Below are 23736 nucleotides of genomic sequence, written 5' to 3' on the forward strand. Positions count from 1 at the left end.
GCGGCGGCGATAGCAAGGGCTTTGAAGGGCTCATGCGGGCAACATTCTCACAGCCAATGTGAATTGCCAATTATCAAACCGCTGATGTTCGACAGAAAAGCGCGGGACCGGGTTCAATCCGCTTGAATCGCGTATCGGGCGAGGAATTCATAGTCTTCGCGGCATTCATCGGCGACCCGCCGGTATTCGCCATCGAGCAGCGGGAGGGGCCCCGGAGGATTGCCGAATCCGGTCGACGCGTTGACCTTGTCATACCAGTGCGCGCCCCACACGCCGTCTTCCGGGTGCGGCCCCTTTTGCCACGACAGCATGACGTCATCCCACCCGATCCCCAGATGGTCGCACAGCTTCGCGAGCACACCCGGCGGGTCGGCCAGGATGGCATCGCTGTCCACTACCGGCGGGTATTCGCCCGCCAGGTCTGCCGCGATGGTGAAATATTCGCGCAGCCTGGCGAACCCGAGCATGTCGGAGCGGCGCAATTCGTTCTTGGCGCGGTAGCTCGCGACGACGCGTTCGGGAGCGCGGATCAGGAAGGCATGGCGATGGCCGGGCATGTCGCGCAGGTCGACCGGTCCCACCATATGATGCGGCATGTGCTTCTGGTACCAGACCGGCGCGCCACCGGGTGCTTCGCCCGATTGCGCCGCGAGCACGCTGTGCCAGTCGCAATCCATCGCAGCGATCGTTTCCGCCGCCATCGGATGCTGCTCTCCGCTGGCTTTCAGGAACGCGCCGTAAAACGGCTCATCGCTGACCGCGCAATCGGACCGCGAGGAAAAGCTGCGCATCATCGCGGTCGAAATGTTGCGCGGGCCCGACCACATCGCGATGCGGAGCGTCCCGCTCATTCGGCCACGTCCCGATCGATCAGATCGCGGTAATGGCCCTGCAGGCGTTCGACCATCGGCCCCCTGCCCTCGCTCAGCACCCGCCCGTCGATCTCGGTCACGGGCACGACGCCGGCAAACGTCCCGGTGACGAACGCCTCTTCGGCACCGTAGACGTCGGTCAGCGAGAAATTCTTCTCGAACACCGGAATATTCTGCTCGCGGCAGATGCGGATCACGTTCGACCGGGTGATCCCGCCGAGGCAGTAATCGCCGCTCGATGTCCAGACCTCGCCCTTGCGAACGATGAAGAAATGGGTCGAATTGCAGGTCGCGACAAAGCCGTGCGGATCGAGCATCAGCGCTTCGTCGGCCCCTGCCTGCGCGGCCTGGATGCAGGCGGTGATGCAATTAAGCTTCGAATGCGAGTTAAGCTTCTGGTCCTGCACCGCCGGATCGCCGCGGCGGACATGCACGGTGAACAGCCGGATGCCGCGCTCGACGGTTGCGGGCAGCGGAGCCTTGTATTCGGGAATAATGACGACCGTGGCGGGAGAAATGATCACGCGCGGATCCTGATAAGGCGTCGAACGAATACCGCGCGTCACCATCAGGCGAACGTGAACGCCGTGTTCTCCGCGCATGGAATTGCCATCGATCATGGCCTCGAGCCGCTCGATCAATTGTGCGCGGGTGAGGCCGATATCCATCGCGATCGCCTTCGCGCCCTCGAACAGCCGATCGAGATGGGCATCGAGAAATGCGAAGCGGCCCTTGTGCAACCGCAGGCCCTCCCACACTCCATCACCGAGCATGAAGCCGCTGTCGAATACCGATACGCTCGCCTCTGACCGAGGAACCAGCGTGCCGTTGACGCTGATGAGGATGCTCTCGTTGCGCGGATCGGGCGCGTAATCGTGTGTTCCTTTCGCCATGCGCGCCTTCTAGGACGATCAAGGCGGCTGACAATAGCGGACGTAGCGAAAACGGTCTGCCGGCGCGGACAGGTTACGCAACGGTCAGTGCGTGACAAAATCAGATCAAGCGATTAGCGCGCTGCGGACGCGGACAGGTGGCAGAGCGGTTGAATGCACCGGTCTTGAAAACCGGCAAGGGTGCAAGCCCTTCGTGGGTTCGAATCCCACCCTGTCCGCCACTTTGCTCTCGCGGTCTTCTGCGCCCTCGAGCTGGCTGAAACACGATGGCCCGGCTCGCTACCCGACTTTGCCGGCGGACCCTGGGGATGCGCTGCTCAGGCTGCGGCCTGGTTGTCGCCGACGTCCGGAAGGGCCGACTTGCTGTCCTGCTCGACATCCGGCGACGGGTGGCCGAAATGAAACCCCTGGAAGCAAGAGCATCCGAGCTTGAGCATGGCGTCGGCCTGCCCCTCCTGCTCGATGCCTTCTGCGGTTACGTCGATGTCGAGCGACTGTGCGAGCGAGACGATCGCGGTCACGACTGCCTGGCTGCGGCGCGATCCAGCTGCAGCGGCCTGCACGAACTCGCGGTCGATCTTGATCATCGAGAAGTGCATCTTCTCGATGTAGTTCAGCGAGGAATATCCGCGGCCGAAATCGTCGAGGGCGAAGGAAACGCCCAGCGATTTGAGGCTCTTGAGAAGCTGCTCGAGTTCGTCGTCCATTTCGAGGATCAGCGACTCGGTCAGTTCCAGGATCAATCGGTTCGGCGTCAGTCCGCTCGAAGCCAGCGCCTGCATAACAGTATTCAGGAACGCGGCATTCGTGAGCTGCAGAGTAGAGACATTCACTGTCAGTTTGATGTGCTCGGGCCAGCGCGCCGCTTCCGTACAGGCCGTGCGCAGCATCCATGCCCCGAGGGGATCAATCAGCAAGGCTTCTTCGGCAATCGGGATGAACACGCTTGGCGGAACGACCCCGCGTTCGGGATGACTCCAACGCATCAGCGCCTCATAGCCCATGACCGAGCGATCCGAACCGGTGATGATCGGCTGGTAGCAGATCGACAATTGTCCGTTTTCGAGTGCGTTCGAAAGGTCGCTTTCGAGGCTAGAGCGGTCTTCCAGCTTCTGGCGCATCGACTGTTCGTAGGTGACGCACATGCCGCGCCCGCGGTTCTTCGCTTCGTACAGTGCGAGGTCGGCATTGGTCATGTGCACGCTGGTCGAGGTGTCGCCGGAAACGAGGGTGAGGCCGATCGATGCGCCCACCGACAGTTCGTACCCATCGATCTGGTAAAATTCGCTCACGCAGTCGATAATGTCGCTCGCGATCACGACCGCTTCGCCCAGCTCGATTCCCGGTGGCAGCAGCAAACCGAACTCGTCGCCGCCGAGCCGTCCGATTTCCGCCTGCGGACCCGCCGCACTGCGGAACCGCTGCGCCACCTTGGTGAGCAGCCGATCACCGATTGCGTGGCCGTAGATATCGTTGATTTGCTTGAACCGATCGAGGTCGATGAACATCAGCACCGCCGGATTGCTGGACCGGATCGAATCCGCCGCCATCTTCTCCAGCAATGTCCGGAAATGGTCGCGCGAATACAGACCGGTTAGCCCGTCGTGCTGGGTCACGTAGGTCAGTTTTTCGTTGGCGGTCTTAATCGCGGTGCGGCTGCGGCTGACGGTGCGCAACACGAGTAGCGCAACGAGAAATGCCGCGATCACCAGCGCGATCACCGCCGTCAGCAAGAACACCTGGTTCTGGGCGCTGCTCAGGCGTGCCTCGTTGGCTTCCTTCTCGGCGGAAAGCTTCGAAATACGCAGCTCGCGATTGGCTGCATCGAAGCGCGCACCCAGCAGGGCGTTGTTCGCTGTCGCCGAAAGGTCGCGCGCCTGGCCGTCGATCCGGTGAAACGCCGCAAGGTGTTCGGCCGCGAGCTTGTATTCGCCGCGCGCAGAATAGATCTTGTACGCGGTGTCGTGGAAATCGCGGAAAAATGGTGACGTTTGCGTCAGATTTTCACCCGCAAATGTCTGCGATATGTGTTGCTGCGCCCGGGCCAGATTGCCGCGCGCAAGATCGATCTGGGCCAAAACGCCGTACAGGAACGGCCGCCATTCGGGCGCTCCTTGATAGGCGATCCGCAGACCGCGCCGAACCGTGTCCTCCGCGGCGGCGTAGTCACCCTTCAGATATTGGGTCGATGCGATGTTGGTCAGGATCCGTGCTTCGAGCAACGGGCTTTCCATCCCGGCAGCGACATTGAAGGCGCTGCGGAATTCCGCTTCTGCCTCGTCGAGTCGGTCAAGTTCCTTGAGAGCGTTCGCGGTGTTGTTGTGCGCCGAAAGCGCCAGCGCGTTGTCTTCGGGATAGGCTTCGTTCGCCTGCCGATAGTAGCGCAGCACCCGTTCGTAGTCGCGCGCGTCGGAATAGAGCGAGCCGATATTCTGCAACACGATGGCGCGGCTTCGGTCTTCGCCAAGCGCCTTGTAACGGTTGTGCGCGGACAGGAAGCTGTCGAGCGCCTGCCCGTATTCGCCGGCGCCGGCCTTGAACGATGCCTGCGATCGCAGCAGGTCGGCATGCAGCTTGTCGTCGGGAAAGCTTCGGGCCGTCTCCTTGAGCGCGGCTTCGATGATGGTGCCGGCTTCGTCAGCGCGGTTCAGGCGCATCAGCGCCTCGCCTTCGAGCCATTGCGCAGTCAGACGGTTCTTGCGTGCGTCTGCCGAATTGCCTTTGACCTGTCGCTTGGCATCGCGTGCGAGCGCGAGAGCCGATGCCGAATCGGCCATCATCAGCGATTTCGCTTCGGCGATTGCTGTATCGAAAGCATCGACCGGACCTGCGCCACTGGCGAAGGCCGGGGTTGCAAAGCCGAGCGAAAACGCGGCCGCCAGCAAGCACACTTGCCTGTTTGCCCCTTTCAACACGTCCCTTCTTACCCCCATTGCTTTGGTCGAGCGACGAGCCGGTCAGGACCCGCAGCACGGCTGCGACATGGATCAGAACCGGTCGCTGAAGTTACCGCCGACAACGCATTGTGCGTCGCCTCCGGTTGCACCAGTACTGACAAACCTACCAAACACTCCAAACTCGCAAGAACTGGTTAACAGCAAGGCACTAACCGCCTCGCCGATAGACCGTTTGCGCGTCCGGCCGACTAACATCCGGCTTACCCGAGCGGCTTCTCGGGAAATTCCGCAGAGCAAATCTCCGCAGAAATCTGGCGATGCTGCACACAAACCGGTTCCGCCGATGAGTTGGCAACCGCGAGAACTGCGTTTTCGATTGTGCACGACCTCATCATGCGGCTCACCCGATCCGCGACGCGACGCGGAATTGCGCCGGCCCGTGAGTTCTCAATAGCGGGGTCGTTTTGGCATAAGGTTCATGCACTTGGTTAAAATCTTGGGAATTGGCTCGACGAGCCTGCACGACGCACACCGTGCGATCGGCTCAGCCGCTGGCGAATCCGCTACGGGTTAGATGTGCAGCGCGCGTCCGTAGGCTTCGAGGACACTCTCGTGCATCATTTCCGACAGCGTCGGGTGCGGGAACACGGTCTGCATCAATTCCGCCTCGGTCGTCTCGAGCACCTTGCCCACGGTATACCCCTGGATCAGCTCGGTCACTTCCGCGCCGATCATGTGCGCGCCGAGCAGCTCGCCGGTTCTGGCGTCGAACACGGTCTTGATCATCCCTCGGCCTCGCCCAGCGCAATCGCCTTGCCGTTGCCGATGAATGGGAAGTTGCCAACCCTGATATCCTTGCCCGCGTCCTTCGCCGCCGCCTCGGTCATGCCAACGCTTGCCACCTGCGGGTGACAATAGGTGCAGCCGGGAATGGCGCTGCGATCGAGCGGGTGCGGGTGCACATCCTTGTTGCCCAGCTCTTGCGCGATAGCCTCGGCACAGGTCACGCCTTCATGGCTCGCCTTGTGCGCCAGCCACGGACCGGGCGTGCAATCGCCGATCGCCCACAGCCCCTTGGTCTTGGTGCGACCATAGGGATCGATCTGGATGAACCCGCGATCCAACTCGGTGAGCTTGTCGATTCCGATGCTCTCGGTATTGGGCACGATCCCGATCGCGACGATCACGTGGCTGAACTCGGTCGTTTCGACTTTGCCCGCCTTGTCCTTGATCTTGGCAGTCACACCCTTGGGCCCAACCTTCAGATCCTCGACGCCCGCGCCGGTCATTACGCCGATGCCCTGCTTCTTGAGCGACTTTTCGAGGAAGGCCGAGATGTCATGGTCTTCGACCGGAACGATCCGGTCGAGCATTTCGACAACGGTCACATCGACGCCCATGTCGTTGTAGAAGCTGGCGAACTCGATCCCGATGGCACCCGATCCGATCACCAGCAGCTTGCCCGGCATTTCGGGCGGTGTCATTGCGTGGCGATAGGTCCACACGCGCTTGCCATCCGCCGGGGCAAACGGCAGATCGCGCGCCCGCGCTCCGGTCGCTACGATCACGTGCTTGGCGCTGAGCTTCTCTTCGCCCTTGTCCCCTTTGACGCTCAGCGAGGTCGCACCGGTCAGCGTGCCCTCACCCATGTGAACCGTGATCTTGTTCTTCTTCATCAGGTGCGCGATGCCCTGACTGAGCTGTTTGGCCACGCCGCGACTGCGCTTCACGATCGCGTCAAGGTCCGCCTCGATCCCCTTAGCGACGAGGCCGTACTCCCCGGCGTGCTGCATGTAGTGATAAATCTCCGCCGAGCGCAGCATCGCCTTGGTCGGAATGCAGCCCCAGTTGAGACAGATGCCGCCGAGGTTCTCGCGTTCCACGATCGCGGTCTTGAGCCCAAGCTGCGCGCAGCGGATTGCGGCGACGTAGCCGCCGGGTCCGGAACCGAGAACGACGACGTCGTAGGAAGTGTCAGCCATGAAGGTTTTCCTTGGGGAGGATTGTCGGAAGAGGTGCAGGTGAAAGGGTCGCGTGCCGGCCTGGATTAGGAGTGCAACAAGACGCGCAGCAGGACATCGGACCTACCCCGCCAGAAACTCGACGAAATATTTGTGGACCCAGCCATAGCGGCATGGCCCGCGGTAGGCGCCGACGAAAGCCGAAGGGCTGCCTGCGCCGCAATCCTGCAGCGTGTCGCCTGCCTTCTGGTATACGACCCCATACCAGTCGCCCGATTCGTCGCAGAGAAACAGTCGGTTGCCGTTCTCCACCCGATCCTTTTCGCGCGAACTGATTGCCGGGGCGATGTGGACTCCCAGAAGGCTATCGCCTTCAGTATCGAGCCCATAGACTTGGCCCACTGCCCCGCACGCGTCCAGCTCAGATCCATTGCGACCCACCATTACTAGCCGCTCACCGGTCTCGATCTCGGCGCTCGCGAGCGCCAGCGGCAGAACCGCAACAGCTATCATACTACCAGCCCCATCGGGTTCTCGATCAGGCTGCGGAACTGGTCGAGCAGCTTGGCGCCGTCCACCCCGTCGATCGCGCGGTGATCGAAGCTGCCGGTTGCGCTCATCACCGTCGCGACCTGCAGTGCGCCGTCCACGACGTAGGGGCGCTGTTCCCCTGCTCCGACCGCGAGGATCATCCCCTGCGGCGGGTTGATGACCGCGTCGAACTGCTTGGTGCCGAACATCCCGAGATTGGACAGCGAGGCGGTGCCGCCCTGGTATTCGTGCGGCTGGAGCTTTCCGTCGCGGGCCTTGCCCGCAAGCTCTTTCATCTCGGTCGAGATTTCGGCCAGCCCCTTGCGCCCGGCATCGCGGATCACCGGAGTGATAAGGCCCGAAGGCGCAGCCACGGCGACCGAGATATCCTGCCGCGAATACTGGTGCATCACATCGCCCTGGAAACTGACATTACACTGAGGTTCTCTCTGCAATGCACGCGCCAGTGCCTTGATAATCAAGTCATTCACCGAAAGCTTGACGCCATCGGCTTCGAGCGAGGCGTTCAGCTCTTGGCGCAGCTTGAGCAACGGATCGAGCCGCACGTCCACCGTCAGGTAGATATGCGGGATCTGCTGTTTCGCTTCGGTCAGACGTCGCGCGATGACCTTGCGAACGTTGTTGAGTTTCACCTCCTCGAACGGCGCGCCGCCGTCTTCGACCGCCATCGAGGGCGCGGGCGCAGGGGTCGAAGCCGGGACGGCGGCCGCGGCGGAGGCTGCGGGGGTTGGCTTGTAGCCCTCGACATCGGCCTTGACGATCCGCCCGTTGGGCCCGCTGCCGCTCACTTGCGCAAGATCAATCCCCTGCTGTTCGGCGATACGTTTGGCGAGCGGCGATGCCACGATGCGATCGCCCGAGGCGGAACCGGCAGGAGCAGGAGTTGGCGCAGGTGCTGCTGACGGAGCGGCGCTGCTGCCGCCTGAATCGCTCATTGCCGCTTCGACATCGCCCTTGGTAATCTTGCCATTCGGTCCCGTGCCTTCGAGCGACGCGAGGTCGATCCCCTCGGCTTCGGCAAGTTTCCTCGCGGTCGGGGTTGCAGCCGGGCCCTCGCCCGGCGGCTCAGAGGGTGCTGGCGCACTTTCGCCGCTCGGCGCGCTCACATCGCCGATATCCTCGCCGTCCTCTGCGAGCATCGCGATGACGGTGCCCACCGAGACATTCTCGCTGCCTTCATCGACCATGATCGCCGCAAGGGTTCCCTCGTCGACCGCTTCGAACTCCATCGTCGCCTTGTCGGTCTCGATCTCCGCCATGATATCGCCCGAGCGGATTTCGTCGCCGACCTTGACCAGCCACTTGGCCAGCGTGCCTTCCTCCATCGTGGGGGAAAGCGCAGGCATCTTAAGTTCGATTGGCATGGCGCGTAGAGACTCCCTTCACCGTCGCTCGCTTGCGGTGTGGCGAATTCAGCCTGTGCGGGCAAGGCCTTGCTGCATCGCAAATTGACTTGACGGCATTTAGCCACGAGAAGCGCGCGATGCGCACATTCCTTGTGGTGATGGACGAAAGCGAAGAGGCGCGGGCTGCGCTGCGCTATTCTGCACGCCGCGCGGTGGCCGTCGAAGGCGCGGTCCATATCCTCGCGCTCGTGCCCCAGCAGAATGTCAGCGCGTTCGGCGCGGTCCAGGCGACGATCGAAGAGGAAGCCCGCGACCGGGCGGAAATGATCGCCCACGGTGTCGCCGGTAATCTCCTCGCCGAAAGCGGGATCATGCCGACGATCTCGGTCAAGATCGGCAACAGCCAGAAGATCGTGGCCGAATTCCTGACCGGTCATCCCGAGGTCGCCGCGCTGGTGCTCGGCGCGGCGAAGAGCAACAGCCCCGGACCGCTGGTCACGCACTTTTCCGCCATTGCCGGGACGCTGCCTTGCCCGCTCTACGTGATCCCGGCCGATTACGACGAGAAGCGCAGCGACCACATGGCGTGAGGGGCAAATCGACGCGAAATCAGGTGAGCGTTCCGCGCACCGGGTAATCGTTTTCGAGAATGTGATCGATCCCTTCGAGCAACTGATCGAGCGGTGGTCTTGTGAATGGCGCGTTCTGAACGCAGGCGAAATGCAGCGCTCCATCGGGCCGCACCAGGAACAGGCCCGGCTCGGAAAAGACGTCCGGCTCTTCACTGTCCGGGCGTTTCTGCGATAGGTACAGACCCCATTCGCGCGCGCTGCTCTCGCTGAGATTGTATACCAGCGGCACGTCGCCCGTATCCCATTCCTCGTGGACGACGGTGGCGCGTTCCTTGTTGTCCATCGAGATCGCAAACACGTTGATCCCGCGTTCGGTGAACGCGTCGAGCCTGTTCGACAGTTCCTTCAGATAGCCGCGGCAAATGGGGCAGTGCTTGCCGCGGTAGAATACCAGCAGGTTGAAGTTCTCGGGGCTTTGCTTGTCGAGCGTGAAATGCGCGCCAATCGTCAATGGCCCTTCCAGCTTGGGGACTTTTTCATCGGGTTTCAACATCGCGTTCTCCTTTGCCGATTCAATGGCTCGGAGGGTGCGATGTTCCGATCGACGTCGAATGTCAGCGCCGCTTGCGCCCTTGGTGGCGGATATTTCCGGGCCGCCCGCGCTTGCCGGTCGCATGCTTGCCGGCCTTGCCGGGATTGCCCCGACGGGGCGGAGGGCGGTTGCCGCGCGGTTCGATCGGCTGCCCGTCGGCATCGAGCGGGACGAACTTGAGCGCACCGGTCAGCGGGTTCGCTTCGCCCAGCTGCAATTTCAAGCGGTCGCCGGAAGCGTAGCGCTTGCCCGTGTCCTCGCCGATCAGGGCCTGCGCGGCTTCGTCGTAGCGGAAGTGTTCGGCACCCAGCGTCGAAACCGGCACCAGCCCGTCTCCGCCCAGCCCGACGATCGTTGCGAAGAATCCGAAGCCCTGCACGCCGGTGATCCGGGTATCGAACGTCTCGCCCACCCGGCCCGAAAGCCAGGCGGCGACGTAGCGATCGATCGTGTCGCGCTCGGCCTCCATCGCGCGCCGCTCGGTCTGGCTGATTGCGTCGGACACCTGCTGCAAAGAGGCACGGTCGACATCCGAAAGTCCGGTCGTCGGAGGGAGCGCGCCTGCGGGTTTCGGCTGTTCGAGCCCGTAGGCCTCGACCAGCGCCCGGTGCACCAGGAGATCGGCATAGCGGCGGATCGGCGAGGTGAAGTGCGCGTAGGAGCCGAGCGCGAGGCCGAAATGGCCGGCATTGGCGGGCCCGTAATAGGCCTGCATTTGGCTGCGCAGCACTGCTTCCATGATCAACGCCTTCTCGGATTCGTCCGAGACGTCCTTGAGCATGCGGTTGAACAGGCTGGGCGTGACGACCTGCCCCAGCGCCAGCTTGCGATCCATCGTCTGGAGATATTCGCGCAGCGCAATCAGCTTCTCGCGGCTCGGCGGCTCATGGATGCGATAGACCACCGGCGCGGTCTTGGCTTCGAGCGCCTTGGCCGCCGCGACGTTAGCGGCGATCATGAAATCCTCGACCACGCGGTGCGCATCAAGCCGTTCGCGGATCGCGATCTCGGCAATCCTCCCCTGCTCGTCGAGCACCACACGACGCTCGGGGAGCTCCAGCTCGAGCGGGTCGCGGCGGTGCCGTGCCCCTTCGAGAGCGCGCCACGCAGCCCACAGATGCCCCAGGTACTCGGGCGCATCCCCGCCGTCGATTGCGGCCTGTGCGTCCTCGTAGGCGATGTTGTGATGAATGCGCAGGATGGCGCGCGAGAACCGCCATTGCGTCACATTGCCCTGAGCATCGATCCTGAGATGGCAGGCCATCGCCGCCCGGTCCTCGCCCTGCTTGAGCGAACAGATGTCGGCGCTGAGCACTTCGGGCAGCATCGGTACGACCCGGTCTGGGAAATAGATCGAGTTGCCCCGCTTGCGCGCTTCGCGATCGAGCGCCGAACCGGGGCGGACGTAAAACGAAACGTCCGCGATCGCGACCAGCGCGTTGAAGCCGCCCTGCCCATCGGGTTCGGCCCAGATCGCATCGTCGTGATCGCGCGCATCGGCAGGATCGATCGCCACGATCGGCAGGTGCCGCAGGTCCTCGCGCTGGTCCTCGTCGAGCGTAAGCTCGGCGGCGCGATGCGCTTCCTCGATGACCTCTTCGGGGAAGACATGCGGTATGCCGTGCCGGGCGATGGCGATCAGGCTGAAGCTCTTGGGCGCAAGCGGATCGCCAAACACTTCGGTGACCTTGACGCCCGAACGCTGCGAGCGGCCGGTGCGTTCGGCGAGCACCAGCTGGCCTTCTTCCGCCTCGCCGAGATCACTGATCCTGGCCGAGTGGCGAATGCGCTTGTCCACCGGCGCGAGCCAGGCCTGTCCGCTGCCGTCGATCTCGACCACGCCCATCAGGCCCTCGGTCCGCGCGGGCAGTTTCTTCATCGGATGCGCGATCCACCCCAAATCGCGTTCTTCCGTGCGCGCCAGCACCCGGTCACCGCGTTTCAGGGCCGGAGCCCGCTTTGCACCCCGCCCCTTCAATTCCTTCAGCACAAGGCGCGGGGGCTTTTCGGGAGCATCGGGGGCCCAGGCATCGGGCACGGCGATCGCCTCGCCATCCTCGATATCGACGACGCGGAGCACGGTGACCTTCGGCACCCCGCCCATCCGGTGATAGGCGGTCTTCTTGCCATCGATCAGGCCTTCCTCGGCCATGTCCTTGAGCAAGCGCTTGAGCGCGATCTTTTCCTGCCCCTTGAGGCCGAAAGCTTTCGCGATCTCGCGCTTGCCTGCGGGGGTTTCGCTCGACTGGATGAATTCGATGATCTGTTCGCGCGAGGGCATGCCCTGGGGGCGGTTCATAGGTCGTTTGGCCATTACACGCGGCCTATGGACGCTGGATCAGTCGCTGTCACCTTCGGGAGTGGCCACCGGTGCGAACGCGCCACCCGGAACGGCGCTGGCGACTGGCGAGCAGAACTCCCCGTCACAGGCGCTCACGCCGAACAGCCAATCGTCGCCGCGCAGGGGAACGATGGCCGAAACGATGCCGACCCCGGCTGACTCTTCGAGGATTTCGATATCGAGCGGCTCGTCGCGCCAATATGGCTCGTCGGTCCGGCGCGCGAATATCCGGTAGTCGTAGGCACCGGCAACCGCGTTCCACGAAACCTCGGTGTCGACCCGCACGGCGGCGTCGGCCGTCGGAGCGGGTGGCATCGGCGTTCTTGCCAGCGCGTCGAGCGCGCTCACGTTCAGCCGTGCAGCGCGGGTCAGGTAATCGAAATCGATTTCGTCGACGGTGTCGCCATACTTGACCCCATCCTCGGTGCGCAGATCCTGGTGCTGATGCTCGTAATCCTCGACCGCGACGGTGATGCGCACTGCCGGATAGCCCTTGTCGAGAAACGGGATTTGGTCTCCGCCCCGCCCCATCCGGTCGGTGCGCCAGATCTGCCGCACCTGCATGCCTGCGGGATTCTCTGCGGCAAGATCGGCGAGCCAGCGCGACAGGTTGCGGCCCGGGCTGTCGTTCTCGCCACCGAACCGACGCTGGCGAGCACGCAGCTCCTCGGTCGAATCCGCCCGCAAACCTTCCGAAAACACCCGCACATGGGCGGCATCGCACACGCCGTCCGATCCGCACGAATTGCCGATCATGTCGTTGTTGAGCACCGCTTTCACCGTCATGCCCTGATCCTCGACCCAGTCGGCCAGGATGCGCGCGCCGTGGAGACCCTGCTCCTCGCCGGTCAGCAAGGCGTAGATGATAGTCGAAGGATATTGCCGCCGGGAGAGGATACGCGCCGCCTCGAGGATCATGACACTTCCCGAACCGTCGTCATTCGCTCCCGGCGCATCGTCGGTAGAATTGAGCGGATCGGTGACGCGGCTGTCGTAATGCCCCTGCACGATGATCACCTCGTCGGGGCGCACGTTTCCGCGCTGGATGGCGACGGCATTGCGCACCAGCGTCGGCTCGGGAATGCGGGCGGCGGTGACGATTTCGCTCGGCGAAACAACCTCGAGGCAATCTCCGCAGCGCGATCCGATCCGCCGGAATTCGTCCAGCGCCCAGTTGACGGCTGCGCCGATCCCGCGTTCGGGATCGTCCTGCGACGACAGGGTATGCCGCGTACCGAAGCCGACGATCGTATCCATGTCGGCGCGCAGCCGCGCTTCGGACACCTCTTCGGCAGGTTCATTCTGGGCGGCGAGCGGCGCAGCACAGAGTGCGGCGATCAGGGCAATGTGTTTGATCATGGCAAGGTCTGTGCCGTGCCGGGCAGCGCAGATCAATAGGCTGCCGAACCGTGGATGGCGGACCTACTTGCTGAGTTCGTCGAGCTTCTTCTGCATCGCCGCCATCTGCTCGCGCAGGGCCGCGATCTCGTCGCCCGGTTTCTCGTCTGCCGGTTTCGTGCTGCGCGGCGTTGCAGTGCGCGAAGCGGCACCGGGGATGAACACGTCGGCGGCGGCGCGCATCATCGCCATGTTGGTTTCATGGAGCGCCGCGAGCGGCCCGCCGCTCAGGCCCTTTTCGAACGCTTCGCGGATCTTGCTCTGGTTGGCGCGAAAATTGGCCATGCTGGCTTCAAGATAGGACGGCATCATCGCCTGCATGGAATTTCCATACATGCTGATCAATTGGCGCAGGAAGCTGACCGGGAGCATCTGCTGCCCGCTATGCGCTTCCTCGTCCATGATGATCTGGGTCAGGATCGAATGCGTGATATCCTCGCCCGACTTGGCATCGATCACCTGAAATTCGACATTGTCGCGGACCATGCCGGCCAGATCGTCCAGCGTGATGTAGCTCGACGAACTCGTATTGTAGAGCCGCCGGTTGGCGTATTTCTTGATGATGATCGCGTCGCCAGCGCTGTCGCCCTGCGTCGCATTTGCCTTGCGTGCCATGTTTTCTCTGCCCCGGTTAGGCAACGGGCTTAGCACCTGCACAATGTGCAGTGCAATATGGCATCACTCAGAGACGCAGCCGCTGTCCCAGAACGGTAAGCAATTCGTATTGGGAAAGAGCGGTTTGCTGCGCAGCAACAGGCAGATCGTAGGGCACATTCAACCAGTCGCCCGCCTGCAGATCGGGCGCATTCGCCAGATCGACCACGATCATGTCCATCGATATCCGGCCAAGCACCGGCAGAGCGGCGTCGCCATGTCGCAGCACCGCCTTGCCGGCCCAGCTGCGCAGAAAACCGTCGGCATAGCCGAGCGAGACGGTCGCAACCTGCATCGGCACCGGTGCGACGAAGGTTGCGTTGTAACCGACCGCATCGCCCGCCTGGATCTCACGCCGCTGGATGATCGCGGCTTCGATGGCTGCGACCGGCCGGATCTGGTCGGCGAGTTCGAGACGTGGCACGCCGCCATAGAGCGACAGACCGGGCCGCGTGAGATCGAATGCGTAGTCGCTTCCCAGCGCGATGCCCGCACTGTTGGCGAGACTGAGTGAGCGGTGATTGACCACGTCTGCCGCAGCGCGAAACGCGGCAAGCTGGCGCGGGTTCATCGTGCTGTCCTCGTCGGCGCAGGCGAGGTGCGACAGCAGCACATCCACGTCGAGGGCGTGGATACGCGCATCGGACAGCTCGGATGGCGCGATCCCGAGCCGGTTGATCCCGGTATCGACCATCAGGTGGCAGCGCCCCCCGCCCCCGGCCCGCCAGATTTCGGCCTGCGCCAGCGAATTTATCACCGGCACCGCGCCGCTGGCGCGCGCGTAGGCCGTATCGGCGTCGCTCAGCGGCCCGTGGAGGACAGCAATCCGATTGCCGGGCACATGCCTGGCAACGGCCGGAACCTCGCTCCAGTGCGCTACGAAGAATTGCTCGCATCCGGCATCGCGTAGCACCGGCACGCAGACATCCACGCCCAGCCCATAGGCATCCGCCTTGACCGCGGCCCCGGCACTGGCCGACCCGGACAGCCGATCGAGCGCGCGCCAGTTATGCGCGAGTGCTTCGGTATCGACCTGCAACCGCAGCGTGGATGGCGGCGGCTCAGGTTGGGACGTCATCGGCGAAGTCTCGCGGCGGTCCGTCCGGAATGCCCCACCACGCGACAATCACGCCAAAGGCAACCACGACCCAGGTGTACCACAGCCCGGAATAGATATTGCCCGTGCTCGCGACGATCACTCCGGCTATCAGAGGCAGGAAGCCACCCAGATATCCCGCGCCGATATGGTACGGGATCGACATCGACGAATAGCGGATCTTGGGCGGGAACATTTCCGACAGCAGCGCCGCAACCGACCCGTAGGTCAGCGCCGAGAGGAAACCGAGGCCGAGCAGGATCGCGATGATGCCGACGACATTCGCGACTGCGGGCTGCTGCTTGGAAAAATCGAAACCGAATTCGCTCAGCGCGCCCCGGATACCTTCGGTGCGCGCGGACCCGCTGTCGAACCAGCTGGGATCGATGGCGATGTCCGCGTCGCCGGCCCGCAGCGTCAGGGTGTCTCCGGGAACGAGGGTGTAGCTGACGCCCGATGCGGTCAACGTCTCCAGGACCTTGCCGCAATCGGTCTGCTCGCGATCGAACAGGTCCGCAAACGGATCGGTGGTGCATTGCGGCCCGCTGACCGTGATCGGCGTACGTTCGGCGGCGTCGGCCAGCCCTGGGTTGGCGAGGCTGCCAAGGCCCCAGAACGCCGGGAACAGCAGCAGCAGCGTCGCGACCGCGCCGATGATGATCGGTTTCTTGCGTCCCACCCGGTCCGACCATTTGCCGACCACGAGATAGAAACTCATGGCGATGAGACCGGCGATCAACAGGATCATCTCGACCGTCTGATCGTCGACATGCATCGGCCCGCGAAGGAAGCTCATGCCCGAGAAGAACGCGGTGTACCAGATCGTCGTCAAGATGCCGGTCACACCGAACAGCGCGACGAAGATGCGCTTCCTGTTGCCCGGGTAGGTGAAGCTTTCGACGAAGGGGTTCTTGGCGGTTTCGCCCGCGTCCTTCATCGCCTGAAATACCGGGCTTTCGGACAGCTTCAGCCGCATCCACAGCGATATGACCAGCAGCAGGATCGACAGCAGGAACGGGATGCGCCAGCCCCAGGCGACGAAATCGTCCTCGGGATCAGGAACCGGCATGCCAGCACGACGATGATCGACAGCACGAAACCGCCGGCTACGCTGGCCTGGATGAAGCTGGTGTAAAAGCCGCGCTTTTCCGGCGGCGCATGTTCGGCGACATAGATCGCCGCGCCGCCATATTCGCCGCCCAGCGCAAGTCCCTGGATCACGCGCAGCAGGATCACGATGATCGGTGCCGCAATTCCGATCGTGTCGACCGTGGGGATGAAGCCGACCCCGGCGGTGGCAATCCCCATCAGCGTCACGGTTACGAGGAAGGTGTATTTGCGCCCCAGCTGGTCGCCGAGGAACCCGAACAGGATCGCCCCGATCGGGCGGAAGGCAAAGCCCACGGCAAAGGTCGACCAGACCAGCAGCAGCCCCAGCGTGTCGTTATCGACGTCGTAGAACGCGTCTTTGAGGATATACGCGAGCGTGCCGTAGATGAAGAAATCGTACCATTCGAAGATCGTCCCGGCGCTGCTGGCACCGATGACGAGCTTGATTTCCTTTTCACTCGGTTCGCGCGCGGCGAGCGCCGATGCATCAGCGGTCGTTCCCACCCCGTTTGCAGCCATCTATCCCAACCCCTTGCTGCGGAATGCGCAGTCTCTCTCAGGCGAAGTCCTGCCTCTAGCCTGTGGGCGAACGCGATGAAAGCGCCAGCTCGGCGGCCTTCCACGGCAGCAGCAGGGCACCGTGGCGTGCGCTGTGGTCGCGCGCATCGAGCAGCGCGTCGAAATCCGGCCAGTCGGGGACGGCCCCCGCACCCGCGAGCCAATCCGCGATATCGGCATGAATGCTCCGCATCGTGTCAGCATCGGCCCCGATAATTCCGCGCGCCATGATCGCGGCAGAACTCTGCCCCACCGCACAGGCCGCAACCTGCATGCCGACCCGCGTCACGGCACCGTTTGCGTCGCAATCGAGCCCGAGCCTGATCGAACTGCCACACGTACGCGAGCGCGCCTCTGCATGATGGGCGAATTCATCTTCGTAGGGATGGTGTGCCAGTTCCGCCGACAGGGCCAGGAGACGGGGCGTATAGAGCTTGCCGGCCGGCGGCGCGGCAGACGCGTTCATTCGTTCTCTTCGGCGGCCGCGGCTGCCGCAGCTTCCGCTTCGCCGCGCAATTGCGCGCGACGTTGCGCAATCATCGAAACCAGCTCGCGCGAGAACGCATCGGCGGCGGGATAGGTCCGCGCGGTGGTGATCCAGACCGGCCGGCCCTTGTATCCCCACACCGTGTCGAAACCGAGCACCAGCACCGAAAATGCAAAGACCACGATCAGCGCGCCCTTGACCGCGCCGAAGCCGAAACCCAGCACCCGGTCGATCGGACCGAGGATCGAATTGCGCGATGCCTGGCCGACATTGTTGGCAATGACCTTCATCGCAGCATAGGGAATCAGCAGCAGCAGTGCGAAGGCGAGGATGGAGGTGGCCGGATCGGCGTCGTAAAGCCCCCGCAGGGCATCGGTCAGCGGGGTGTGAAGATAGAAGATTGCGAACGCGGCAAGAACCCAGGCGGCGAGCGACAGCACCTCTTGCACGAGGCCGCGCATGAACCCGCCAACCGCCGCCACACCAACGATGACGAGGACGAGGATGTCGAACAAAGTCATGGACGCGGGGGTTATGCGCTGCCCATCACATGGTCAACGAGGTTGGCGAGTTGTCCTAAGCCGCGATAATCGAGCTTCGACGAGCCGGTCTTGGCATCGGACGGACCGAATCCACGGGCAAATCCGAGCTTGGCCGCCTCGCGCAGGCGCAGGTCTGAATGTGCCACCGGGCGAATCTCGCCCGCCAGCGACACCTCACCAAACAGCACCGACTTGTCCGGCAACGGGCGATCGGCAAGCGCGGACACGAGCGCCCCGGCGACTGCAAGGTCCGCAGCCGGATCGCTCAGCCGGTACCCCCCGGCGATATTGAGGTAGACCTCTGCCGAACTGAAATTGAGCCCGCAGCGCGATTCGAGGACCGCAAGCAACATCGCGAGCCGCCCGCTGTCCCACCCGACCACCGCCCTGCGCGGGGTCGCCCCCGATTGCAGCCGCACGATCAGCGCCTGGATTTCCACCAGCACCGGGCGCGTTCCTTCGAGCGCGGGAAACACCGCGCTGCCCGCCAGCGCCTGATCGCGCCCGGACAGGAACAGCGAGGACGGGTTAGATACCTCTTCGAGCCCCTCGGTCTCCATCGAGAAAACGCCGATTTCGTCGACCGCGCCGAAGCGGTTTTTGAGCGCGCGCAGGATGCGGTACTGATGGCTGCGCTCACCCTCGAAGCTCATCACCACGTCGACCATGTGCTCGAGCACCCGCGGGCCGGCGATGCTGCCATCCTTGGTCACGTGACCCACCAGCACCAGCACCGTGCCCTTTTCCTTGGCGAAGCGAATCAGTTCGAGTGCGCAACCGCGCACCTGGCTGACCGTGCCCGGCGCCCCTTCGATCGTGTCCGAATGCATCGTCTGGATCGAATCGATCACCATCAGCGCGGGAGGGTCCTCTCGCCCCAGCGTGGTCAAGATGTCTCGCACCGAGGTTTCGGACGCGAGCCGGATCGGGGCGTCGGCAATCCCGAGCCGGGAAGCGCGCAGCCTTACCTGGCCCGCAGCCTCCTCTCCACTGACATAGACGACATCGTTGCCACCGCGCGCGATCGTCGCTGCGGTCTGGAGCAGCAGGGTCGATTTCCCGATTCCCGGATCGCCGCCCATCAGCACCGCCGAGCCGGGCACGAGACCCCCGCCCAGCGCGCGATCGAATTCGGCGAGGCCGGTCGATTTGCGCACCGGCAGTTCGGTCGGGCGATTGAGCGGCACGAATTCGAGCGCCCGTCCGCCACTCGACAAGTTGTGTTTCTGCGAAAAAACCGTCGCCGGCGCGTCCTCGACGATCGAATTCCACTCGGCGCAGTCAGGGCACTGCCCCTGCCAACGGGTCGAAACCCCGCCGCACGCCTGGCATACATATCGCCGCTTCGCCTTCGCCATGGACCGGCCAATACCCGGAACATTTGCGGAACGCAATTGCCATGGCGCTCTTTCCCCGGCATCAGTTTCACCATGCGCCAGAAGGAATTGCGTCTTGCCCTCGTGTGCTATGGCGGCGTCAGCCTCGCCGTCTACATGCATGGTGTCACGAAAGAGGTCTGGCACCTCGCCCGCGCAAGCCGTGCCTATCATGCGAAGGATACCGAAAATCTTTCCGGCGTCGCCTGCGTGTACCACGAGCTGATCGCGGGTATCGAACGCGACAACAAGCTGCGGCTGAGGGTTTTGCCCGATATCCTCACCGGCGCCAGCGCGGGCGGGATCAACGCGGTGTTCCTCGCGCAGGCGATCCATTCCGGCCACTCGCTCGAACCGCTGACCGATCTGTGGCTGACCAACGCCGATGTCAGCAAGCTGACCGATCCCAAGGCCGAACCGATGTGGCGCTTTGCCAAGTTCTGGGCGCAGCCGATCGCCGAATGGTTCCTCAGCCGCCCGGGTAACGCCGTGAGCGAAACGGTGTCCCCCGAAACCCGCAAGGAGGTGAGGCACAAGGTGTCGCGGCTGATCCGGGGCCGGTGGTTCAGTCCTCCGTTTTCCGGCGAACGGTTTTCGACGATGTTGTTCGAAGCGCTCGAAAGCATGGAAGCCCAGGCCGGTGGCCATCCGTTGTTGCCCAACGGCCATCCGATCGACCTGTTCGTCACCGCGACCGATTTTCGCGGCCACATCGAGCTGCTGCGGCTCAATTCCCCTCCGGTGGTGCAGGAGACCGAGCACCGGCTGCCGATCAGTTTCTGCGATCTCATCGGGCCGCATGGCAACGGCCGGCTGGGAGACCCGTTGGAGCTGGTGCTGGCGGCGCGGGCGACGGCCAGCTTCCCCGGAGCGTTCCCACCGCTCCAGATCAACGAGATCGACCGGCTGGCGGCGTATCGCGGGCATCACTGGGAATCGCGCGGGGCGTTCCTGTCGCGGCTGATGCCCGACCATGTCCGCGACGGGACGCTCGACAGTGTGTCGCTGATCGACGGCGCCGTGCTGGTCAATGCCCCGTTCGGGGCCGCGCTGAACGCGCTGTCTCGCCGTCCTTCACAGCGCGAGGTCGATCGCCGGTTCGTCTATATCGACCCTCGGCCGGACAGGATTGGCGCGTTCGAGGAAAGCGCCGACCGCCCGATCGGATTCTTCGGAGCGATATTCGGTTCGCTGTCGACGATCCCCCGCGAGCAGCCGATCCGCGACAACCTCGAACGGATCGAACAGCAATCGCGCGACGCCGCGCGGTTGCGCCAGATCGTGATGGGATTGCGCCCCGAAATCGATCGTGCGGTCGAAAAGCTGTTCGGCCGGACGTTCTTCCTCGATCGCCCCACGCCCAAACGGCTCGCGAGTTGGCGTGCAAAAGCCCAGCAGGCGGCGGCGGAGCGGGCGGGCTATGCGTTTCAGGCCTACGCCCAGACCAAATACAGCGGCATCATCGAGCGGCTGGCCGCGGTTACGCATGCCGCGGCGCCTGAACTGGCGCTGGCAGATAGCGGCCCGATCGTGTCGCGCTTCCGTCAGGAGCTTTCGGCTCGCGGTCTTGAATCGCTCGCCGACGAGAACGGCGGTGCTAGTGCGGAGGCAATCGCCTTTTTTCGGGCGCACGACATCGGCTTCCGCATCCGGCGCCTGCAATTGCTCGCACGGCGGCTGTCACGCGACTGGGAGGTCGATCCGGAGATTCCCGACGATGCGCTCGATCTGGCGCGCGAGAAGATCTACGCCATCCTGGCGCTCTATTTCGAAGCCGACGATGCGGCGATGCTGGGCGATGATTTCAAAACGCTCGCCCGGACCTCGCTGAACGAGCCCGGTCCGGTGCTGGATTATCTCGAATTCAAGCGCTTGCTGCGGGAAACGGATCTCGAAGCCGAGGAAATGTTCGCCGCAGCGCTCGAGGAAATGCCCAAGAACCTGAAGCGCCGCATGCTGCTTACCTATCTCGGCTTCCCGTTCTACGACGTCGCGACCCTGCCGCTGCTCCAGCGCGACGGGCTCAGCGAATACAATCCTGTGAAGGTCGATCGCATCTCGCCCGAGGACGCGCTGTCGATCCGTGACGGTGGCACGCGCGCGACACTGCGCGGGATCGAATTCTACAATTTCGGCGCGTTCTTCAGCCGCCATTATCGCGAGAACGATTACCTGTGGGGGCGGCTGCACGGTGCCGAGCGGATGGTCGATCTCGTCACTTCGACGGTCGAGGACGGCGTTCGCGAAGGAGATATCCGCGAGGCCAAGCGCGCGGCATTTCTCGCCATCATCGAGGAAGAGATCGCCCTCGGGCGCTGCGAGCGCGGACTGCTGGAGCAGGTCCGCCTCGAAATCGAACAGCGCTTCTAGAGGAACCTCACCGGGCGATGATCAATCGTCTATGCTGTTCCAGATTGCTGTCACGAAAGCATCCGGGCCGATGAAACCGCCCTCGCCGCGATCGATCCCCTCGAGCGGTTGCGCCGCTACCGCCTGGTCCAGTGTCAAACCCTGTGCATGAAGCGCTTCGACGCGTCTGACCGCCTCCCCGATCATTGCCCGATAGGCGACCAGTTCGGCCTTGTTCGACATCGGCCCGTGCCCCGGAATGACCTTCGTCTCGTCGTCGATCATGGCGATGACGAGATCGAGCGACTGCATGGCTGCATAGACATTCCCGCCCGAACTGACATCGATGAACGGGTAGCCGGGGATCTTGAAATAGAGATCGCCCATGTGAACGATGTTCTTTTCGTCCCAGAACACGACGCTGTCGCCGTCGGTATGTCCGCCGCCCAGAAACATCAGGTTGATCGTATCGCCGTTGAGATGGAATCGCAGGCCCTGGCCGTAAGTGACGATGGGAAGCGCTTCCTTGGGCGAAGGTGGCGTGACGCGATCGCCCCGCACCTGTTCGGTCGACATCCGCACCCGGACGTTATCGTGTGCGAAGATCGTCGCGCCGGTCTTGCCGAAATTCTCGTTCCCGCCGGTGTGATCGCCGTGCCAGTGGGTGTTGACGACATACTTGACCGGCGTCGCACCAAGCGCGGCAATGGCGATGGAAATCTTGTCGCTGAGCGGGGCGAATTGATCGTCGATCAGGACTGTCGCGTCTTCGCCGTGCCCGACCGCGATATTGCCTCCTGCGCCGAACAGCACCGCCACGCCAGGCGCGATTTCCTCGGTTCGGATTTCGACTTCGCTGAAATCACGCTGGGCGAACGCGGGCGATGCCAGCAGCGGCGCGGTGAGTGCGAGCGAAAGGGCGGCAAGACGGTTCATGGGGGTCTCCTCTTCAGCGCTGGGGTAGCGCGACGAGAGGAGGCTGTCGACCGGCCTAGCTGCTGAAAGCGTCCTTCAGCTTGCTGAAAAAGCTGCGACTCTCGGGGCATTCCTCGCCGGTTTCGGTCTCGCGAAACTGCTCGAGGATTTCCTTTTGCTTACGACTCAGCCTGGTCGGGGTCTCGACCTTGATCTCGACCACCAGGTCACCCCGCCCGCGCCCTTGAAGCACGGGCATGCCCGCCCCGCGGACGCGCAACTGCTTGCCCGACTGGATGCCGACCGGGATGTCGACCGTGTTGGTCGACCCGTCGAGATCGGGAATATCCACGCTGCCCCCAGTGCCGCGGTGGTGAAGCTGATCGGAACACGGGTCGCCAGCGTGGTGCCCTCGCGCTCGAACAGGGGATGCGGCTTGACGTGGATGAAGATGTAGAGATCGCCCGAAGGCGCACCGCGCGCGCCGGCTTCGCCCTTGCCCGAAAGGCGGATACGGGTGCCGGTATCGACGCCGGGCGGAATTTCGACTTCGAGCACCTGCGGGCGGTCTACCCGGCCTTCGCCGCGACATTCGTCGCATGGGTCTTCGATCACCATGCCGCGCCCGCTGCAGGTCGGGCAGGAGCGTTCGACCACGAACAGGCCCTGCTTGGCGCGCACCGTGCCGCGCCCGTGGCACAGGTTGCATTGCCGCTCGCCGGTGCCGGGGGTCGCGCCCGATCCGTCACAGGTCTCGCAGCTCTGCGACACTTCGATCTCGATCTCGGTGGATTTGCCGTGAAACGCTTCGTCGAGGCTCACCTGCATGTCATAACGCAGGTCTGCGCCCCGCCGGTTCTGCTGCCGCGCCGCTCCGCCGCCGCCGAACGCGCTGCCGAAGATCGTTTCAAAGATATCGCCGATATCCGCGAAGTCCCCGCGATGCCCCTGCCCGCTGCCGCCGTTCATGCCCTGGGTAAAGGCCTCGTGGCCGTAACGGTCGTACGCGGCACGCTTCTGCGGGTCCTTGAGGCATTCGTATGCCTCGTTGCAGGCCTTGAATCTGGCCTCGGCATCGGCATCGCCCGGATTGCGATCCGGATGATACTTCATCGCCAGCTTGCGATACGCGCTCTTGATCGCCGTGCCGTCGGCATCGCGCGACACGTCGAGCCTCTGATAATAATCGAGTTGTGCAGCAGCCATGGGAACCTGTCCTCAAACC

At 63.6% G+C, this 23736-nt stretch carries 16 protein-coding genes, 1 tRNA gene and 3 pseudogenes; 3 read left to right on the top strand and 17 right to left on the bottom strand.

Translation table 11 applies throughout. The features are described from left to right. Positions 1–113 precede the first annotated feature (113 nt). Positions 114–851 (bottom strand): sulfotransferase, encoded by a 738-nt coding sequence (locus tag KDC96_RS04775; RefSeq protein WP_249171927.1) that lies wholly within the window; start codon positions 849–851, stop codon positions 114–116. Further along, positions 848–1765: an aminotransferase class IV gene (locus KDC96_RS04780; protein ID WP_212451139.1), complete on the bottom strand. Its 918-nt coding sequence runs from the start codon at positions 1763–1765 to the stop codon at positions 848–850. The genes KDC96_RS04775 and KDC96_RS04780 overlap by 4 nt, the downstream gene beginning before the upstream one ends. 131 nt (positions 1766–1896) lie before the next feature. On the opposite strand from KDC96_RS04780, the gene KDC96_RS04785 reads away from it, so the two are divergent. After that, positions 1897–1986, top strand: a tRNA-Ser gene (locus KDC96_RS04785). Positions 1987–2082: 96 nt separating this feature from the next. Here KDC96_RS04785 and KDC96_RS04790 read toward each other — a convergent pair. The 4 genes and pseudogenes from KDC96_RS04790 to KDC96_RS04805 form a co-directional block, all read right to left on the bottom strand. Next, a complete protein-coding gene (locus KDC96_RS04790) occupies positions 2083–4650 on the bottom strand; it encodes an EAL domain-containing protein (RefSeq protein WP_212451141.1) in 2568 nt (855 codons plus the stop codon). Between the two features lie 582 nt (positions 4651–5232). Further along, positions 5233–6644: pseudogene (gene lpdA / locus KDC96_RS04795) on the bottom strand (dihydrolipoyl dehydrogenase). A 102-nt stretch (positions 6645–6746) separates the two neighbouring features. Further along, positions 6747–7136, bottom strand: coding sequence for a hypothetical protein (locus tag KDC96_RS04800; RefSeq protein WP_212451143.1), 390 nt, complete (start codon positions 7134–7136; stop codon positions 6747–6749). Further along, on the bottom strand, positions 7133–8539 hold the full coding sequence (locus tag KDC96_RS04805; RefSeq protein ID WP_212451145.1) for a 2-oxo acid dehydrogenase subunit E2: 1407 nt from the start codon (positions 8537–8539) through the stop codon (positions 7133–7135). The genes KDC96_RS04800 and KDC96_RS04805 overlap by 4 nt, the downstream gene beginning before the upstream one ends. A 119-nt stretch (positions 8540–8658) precedes the next feature. Here KDC96_RS04805 and KDC96_RS04810 point away from each other — a divergent pair, with 119 nt between their 5' ends. Further along, positions 8659–9111 carry a universal stress protein gene (locus tag KDC96_RS04810; protein ID WP_212451146.1) on the top strand — a complete coding sequence of 151 codons (453 nt, stop codon included), beginning with the start codon at positions 8659–8661 and terminating at the stop codon, positions 9109–9111. A gap of 19 nt (positions 9112–9130) precedes the next feature. Here KDC96_RS04810 and KDC96_RS04815 read toward each other — a convergent pair whose 3' ends face one another. The 9 genes and pseudogenes from KDC96_RS04815 to radA form a co-directional block, all read right to left on the bottom strand. Then, positions 9131–9646, bottom strand: coding sequence for a peroxiredoxin-like family protein (locus KDC96_RS04815; RefSeq protein ID WP_212451147.1), 516 nt, complete (start codon positions 9644–9646; stop codon positions 9131–9133). A 61-nt stretch (positions 9647–9707) separates the two neighbouring features. Next, positions 9708–11999: a ribonuclease R gene (rnr, locus tag KDC96_RS04820; protein ID WP_249171928.1), complete on the bottom strand. Its 2292-nt coding sequence runs from the start codon at positions 11997–11999 to the stop codon at positions 9708–9710. Between the two features lie 24 nt (positions 12000–12023). Next, positions 12024–13385: a M28 family peptidase gene (locus KDC96_RS04825; RefSeq protein ID WP_212451148.1), complete on the bottom strand. Its 1362-nt coding sequence runs from the start codon at positions 13383–13385 to the stop codon at positions 12024–12026. Between the two features lie 63 nt (positions 13386–13448). After that, positions 13449–14039, bottom strand: coding sequence for a polyhydroxyalkanoate synthesis repressor PhaR (phaR, locus tag KDC96_RS04830; protein WP_212451149.1), 591 nt, complete (start codon positions 14037–14039; stop codon positions 13449–13451). Positions 14040–14106: 67 nt separating this feature from the next. Continuing rightward, entirely contained in the window at positions 14107–15156 is a 1050-nt protein-coding gene (alr, locus tag KDC96_RS04835; protein ID WP_212451150.1) for an alanine racemase, read from the bottom strand. Continuing rightward, positions 15140–16803, bottom strand: a pseudogene (locus KDC96_RS04840) (MFS transporter). Before KDC96_RS04840 ends, alr begins: the two are co-directional and overlap by 17 nt. A gap of 55 nt (positions 16804–16858) precedes the next feature. Continuing rightward, positions 16859–17308: an iron-sulfur cluster assembly scaffold protein gene (locus KDC96_RS04845; protein ID WP_212451151.1), complete on the bottom strand. Its 450-nt coding sequence runs from the start codon at positions 17306–17308 to the stop codon at positions 16859–16861. Continuing rightward, positions 17305–17850, bottom strand: a complete 546-nt coding sequence (locus tag KDC96_RS04850; protein ID WP_212451153.1) for a CvpA family protein — start codon at positions 17848–17850, stop codon at positions 17305–17307. The genes KDC96_RS04845 and KDC96_RS04850 overlap by 4 nt, the downstream gene beginning before the upstream one ends. Positions 17851–17861: 11 nt before the next feature. Next, positions 17862–19229, bottom strand: a complete 1368-nt coding sequence (radA, locus tag KDC96_RS04855; protein ID WP_212451155.1) for a DNA repair protein RadA — start codon at positions 19227–19229, stop codon at positions 17862–17864. Positions 19230–19301: 72 nt separating this feature from the next. Here radA and KDC96_RS04860 point away from each other — a divergent pair, with 72 nt between their 5' ends. After that, complete coding sequence (locus tag KDC96_RS04860; protein WP_212452413.1) at positions 19302–21617, top strand: patatin-like protein; 2316 nt, start codon at positions 19302–19304, stop codon at positions 21615–21617. A 21-nt stretch (positions 21618–21638) separates the two neighbouring features. Here KDC96_RS04860 and KDC96_RS04865 read toward each other — a convergent pair whose 3' ends face one another. Together KDC96_RS04865 and KDC96_RS04870 are read right to left on the bottom strand one after the other, a co-directional pair. After that, positions 21639–22532 (bottom strand): MBL fold metallo-hydrolase, encoded by an 894-nt coding sequence (locus KDC96_RS04865; protein ID WP_212451157.1) that lies wholly within the window; start codon positions 22530–22532, stop codon positions 21639–21641. Between the two features lie 235 nt (positions 22533–22767). Next, positions 22768–23717 (bottom strand): annotated as a pseudogene (locus KDC96_RS04870) (molecular chaperone DnaJ); the annotation flags it as partial. Positions 23718–23736: the final 19 nt, after the last annotated feature.

Source organism: Erythrobacter sp. JK5 (assembly GCF_018205975.1).
GTDB lineage: Bacteria > Pseudomonadota > Alphaproteobacteria > Sphingomonadales > Sphingomonadaceae > Erythrobacter.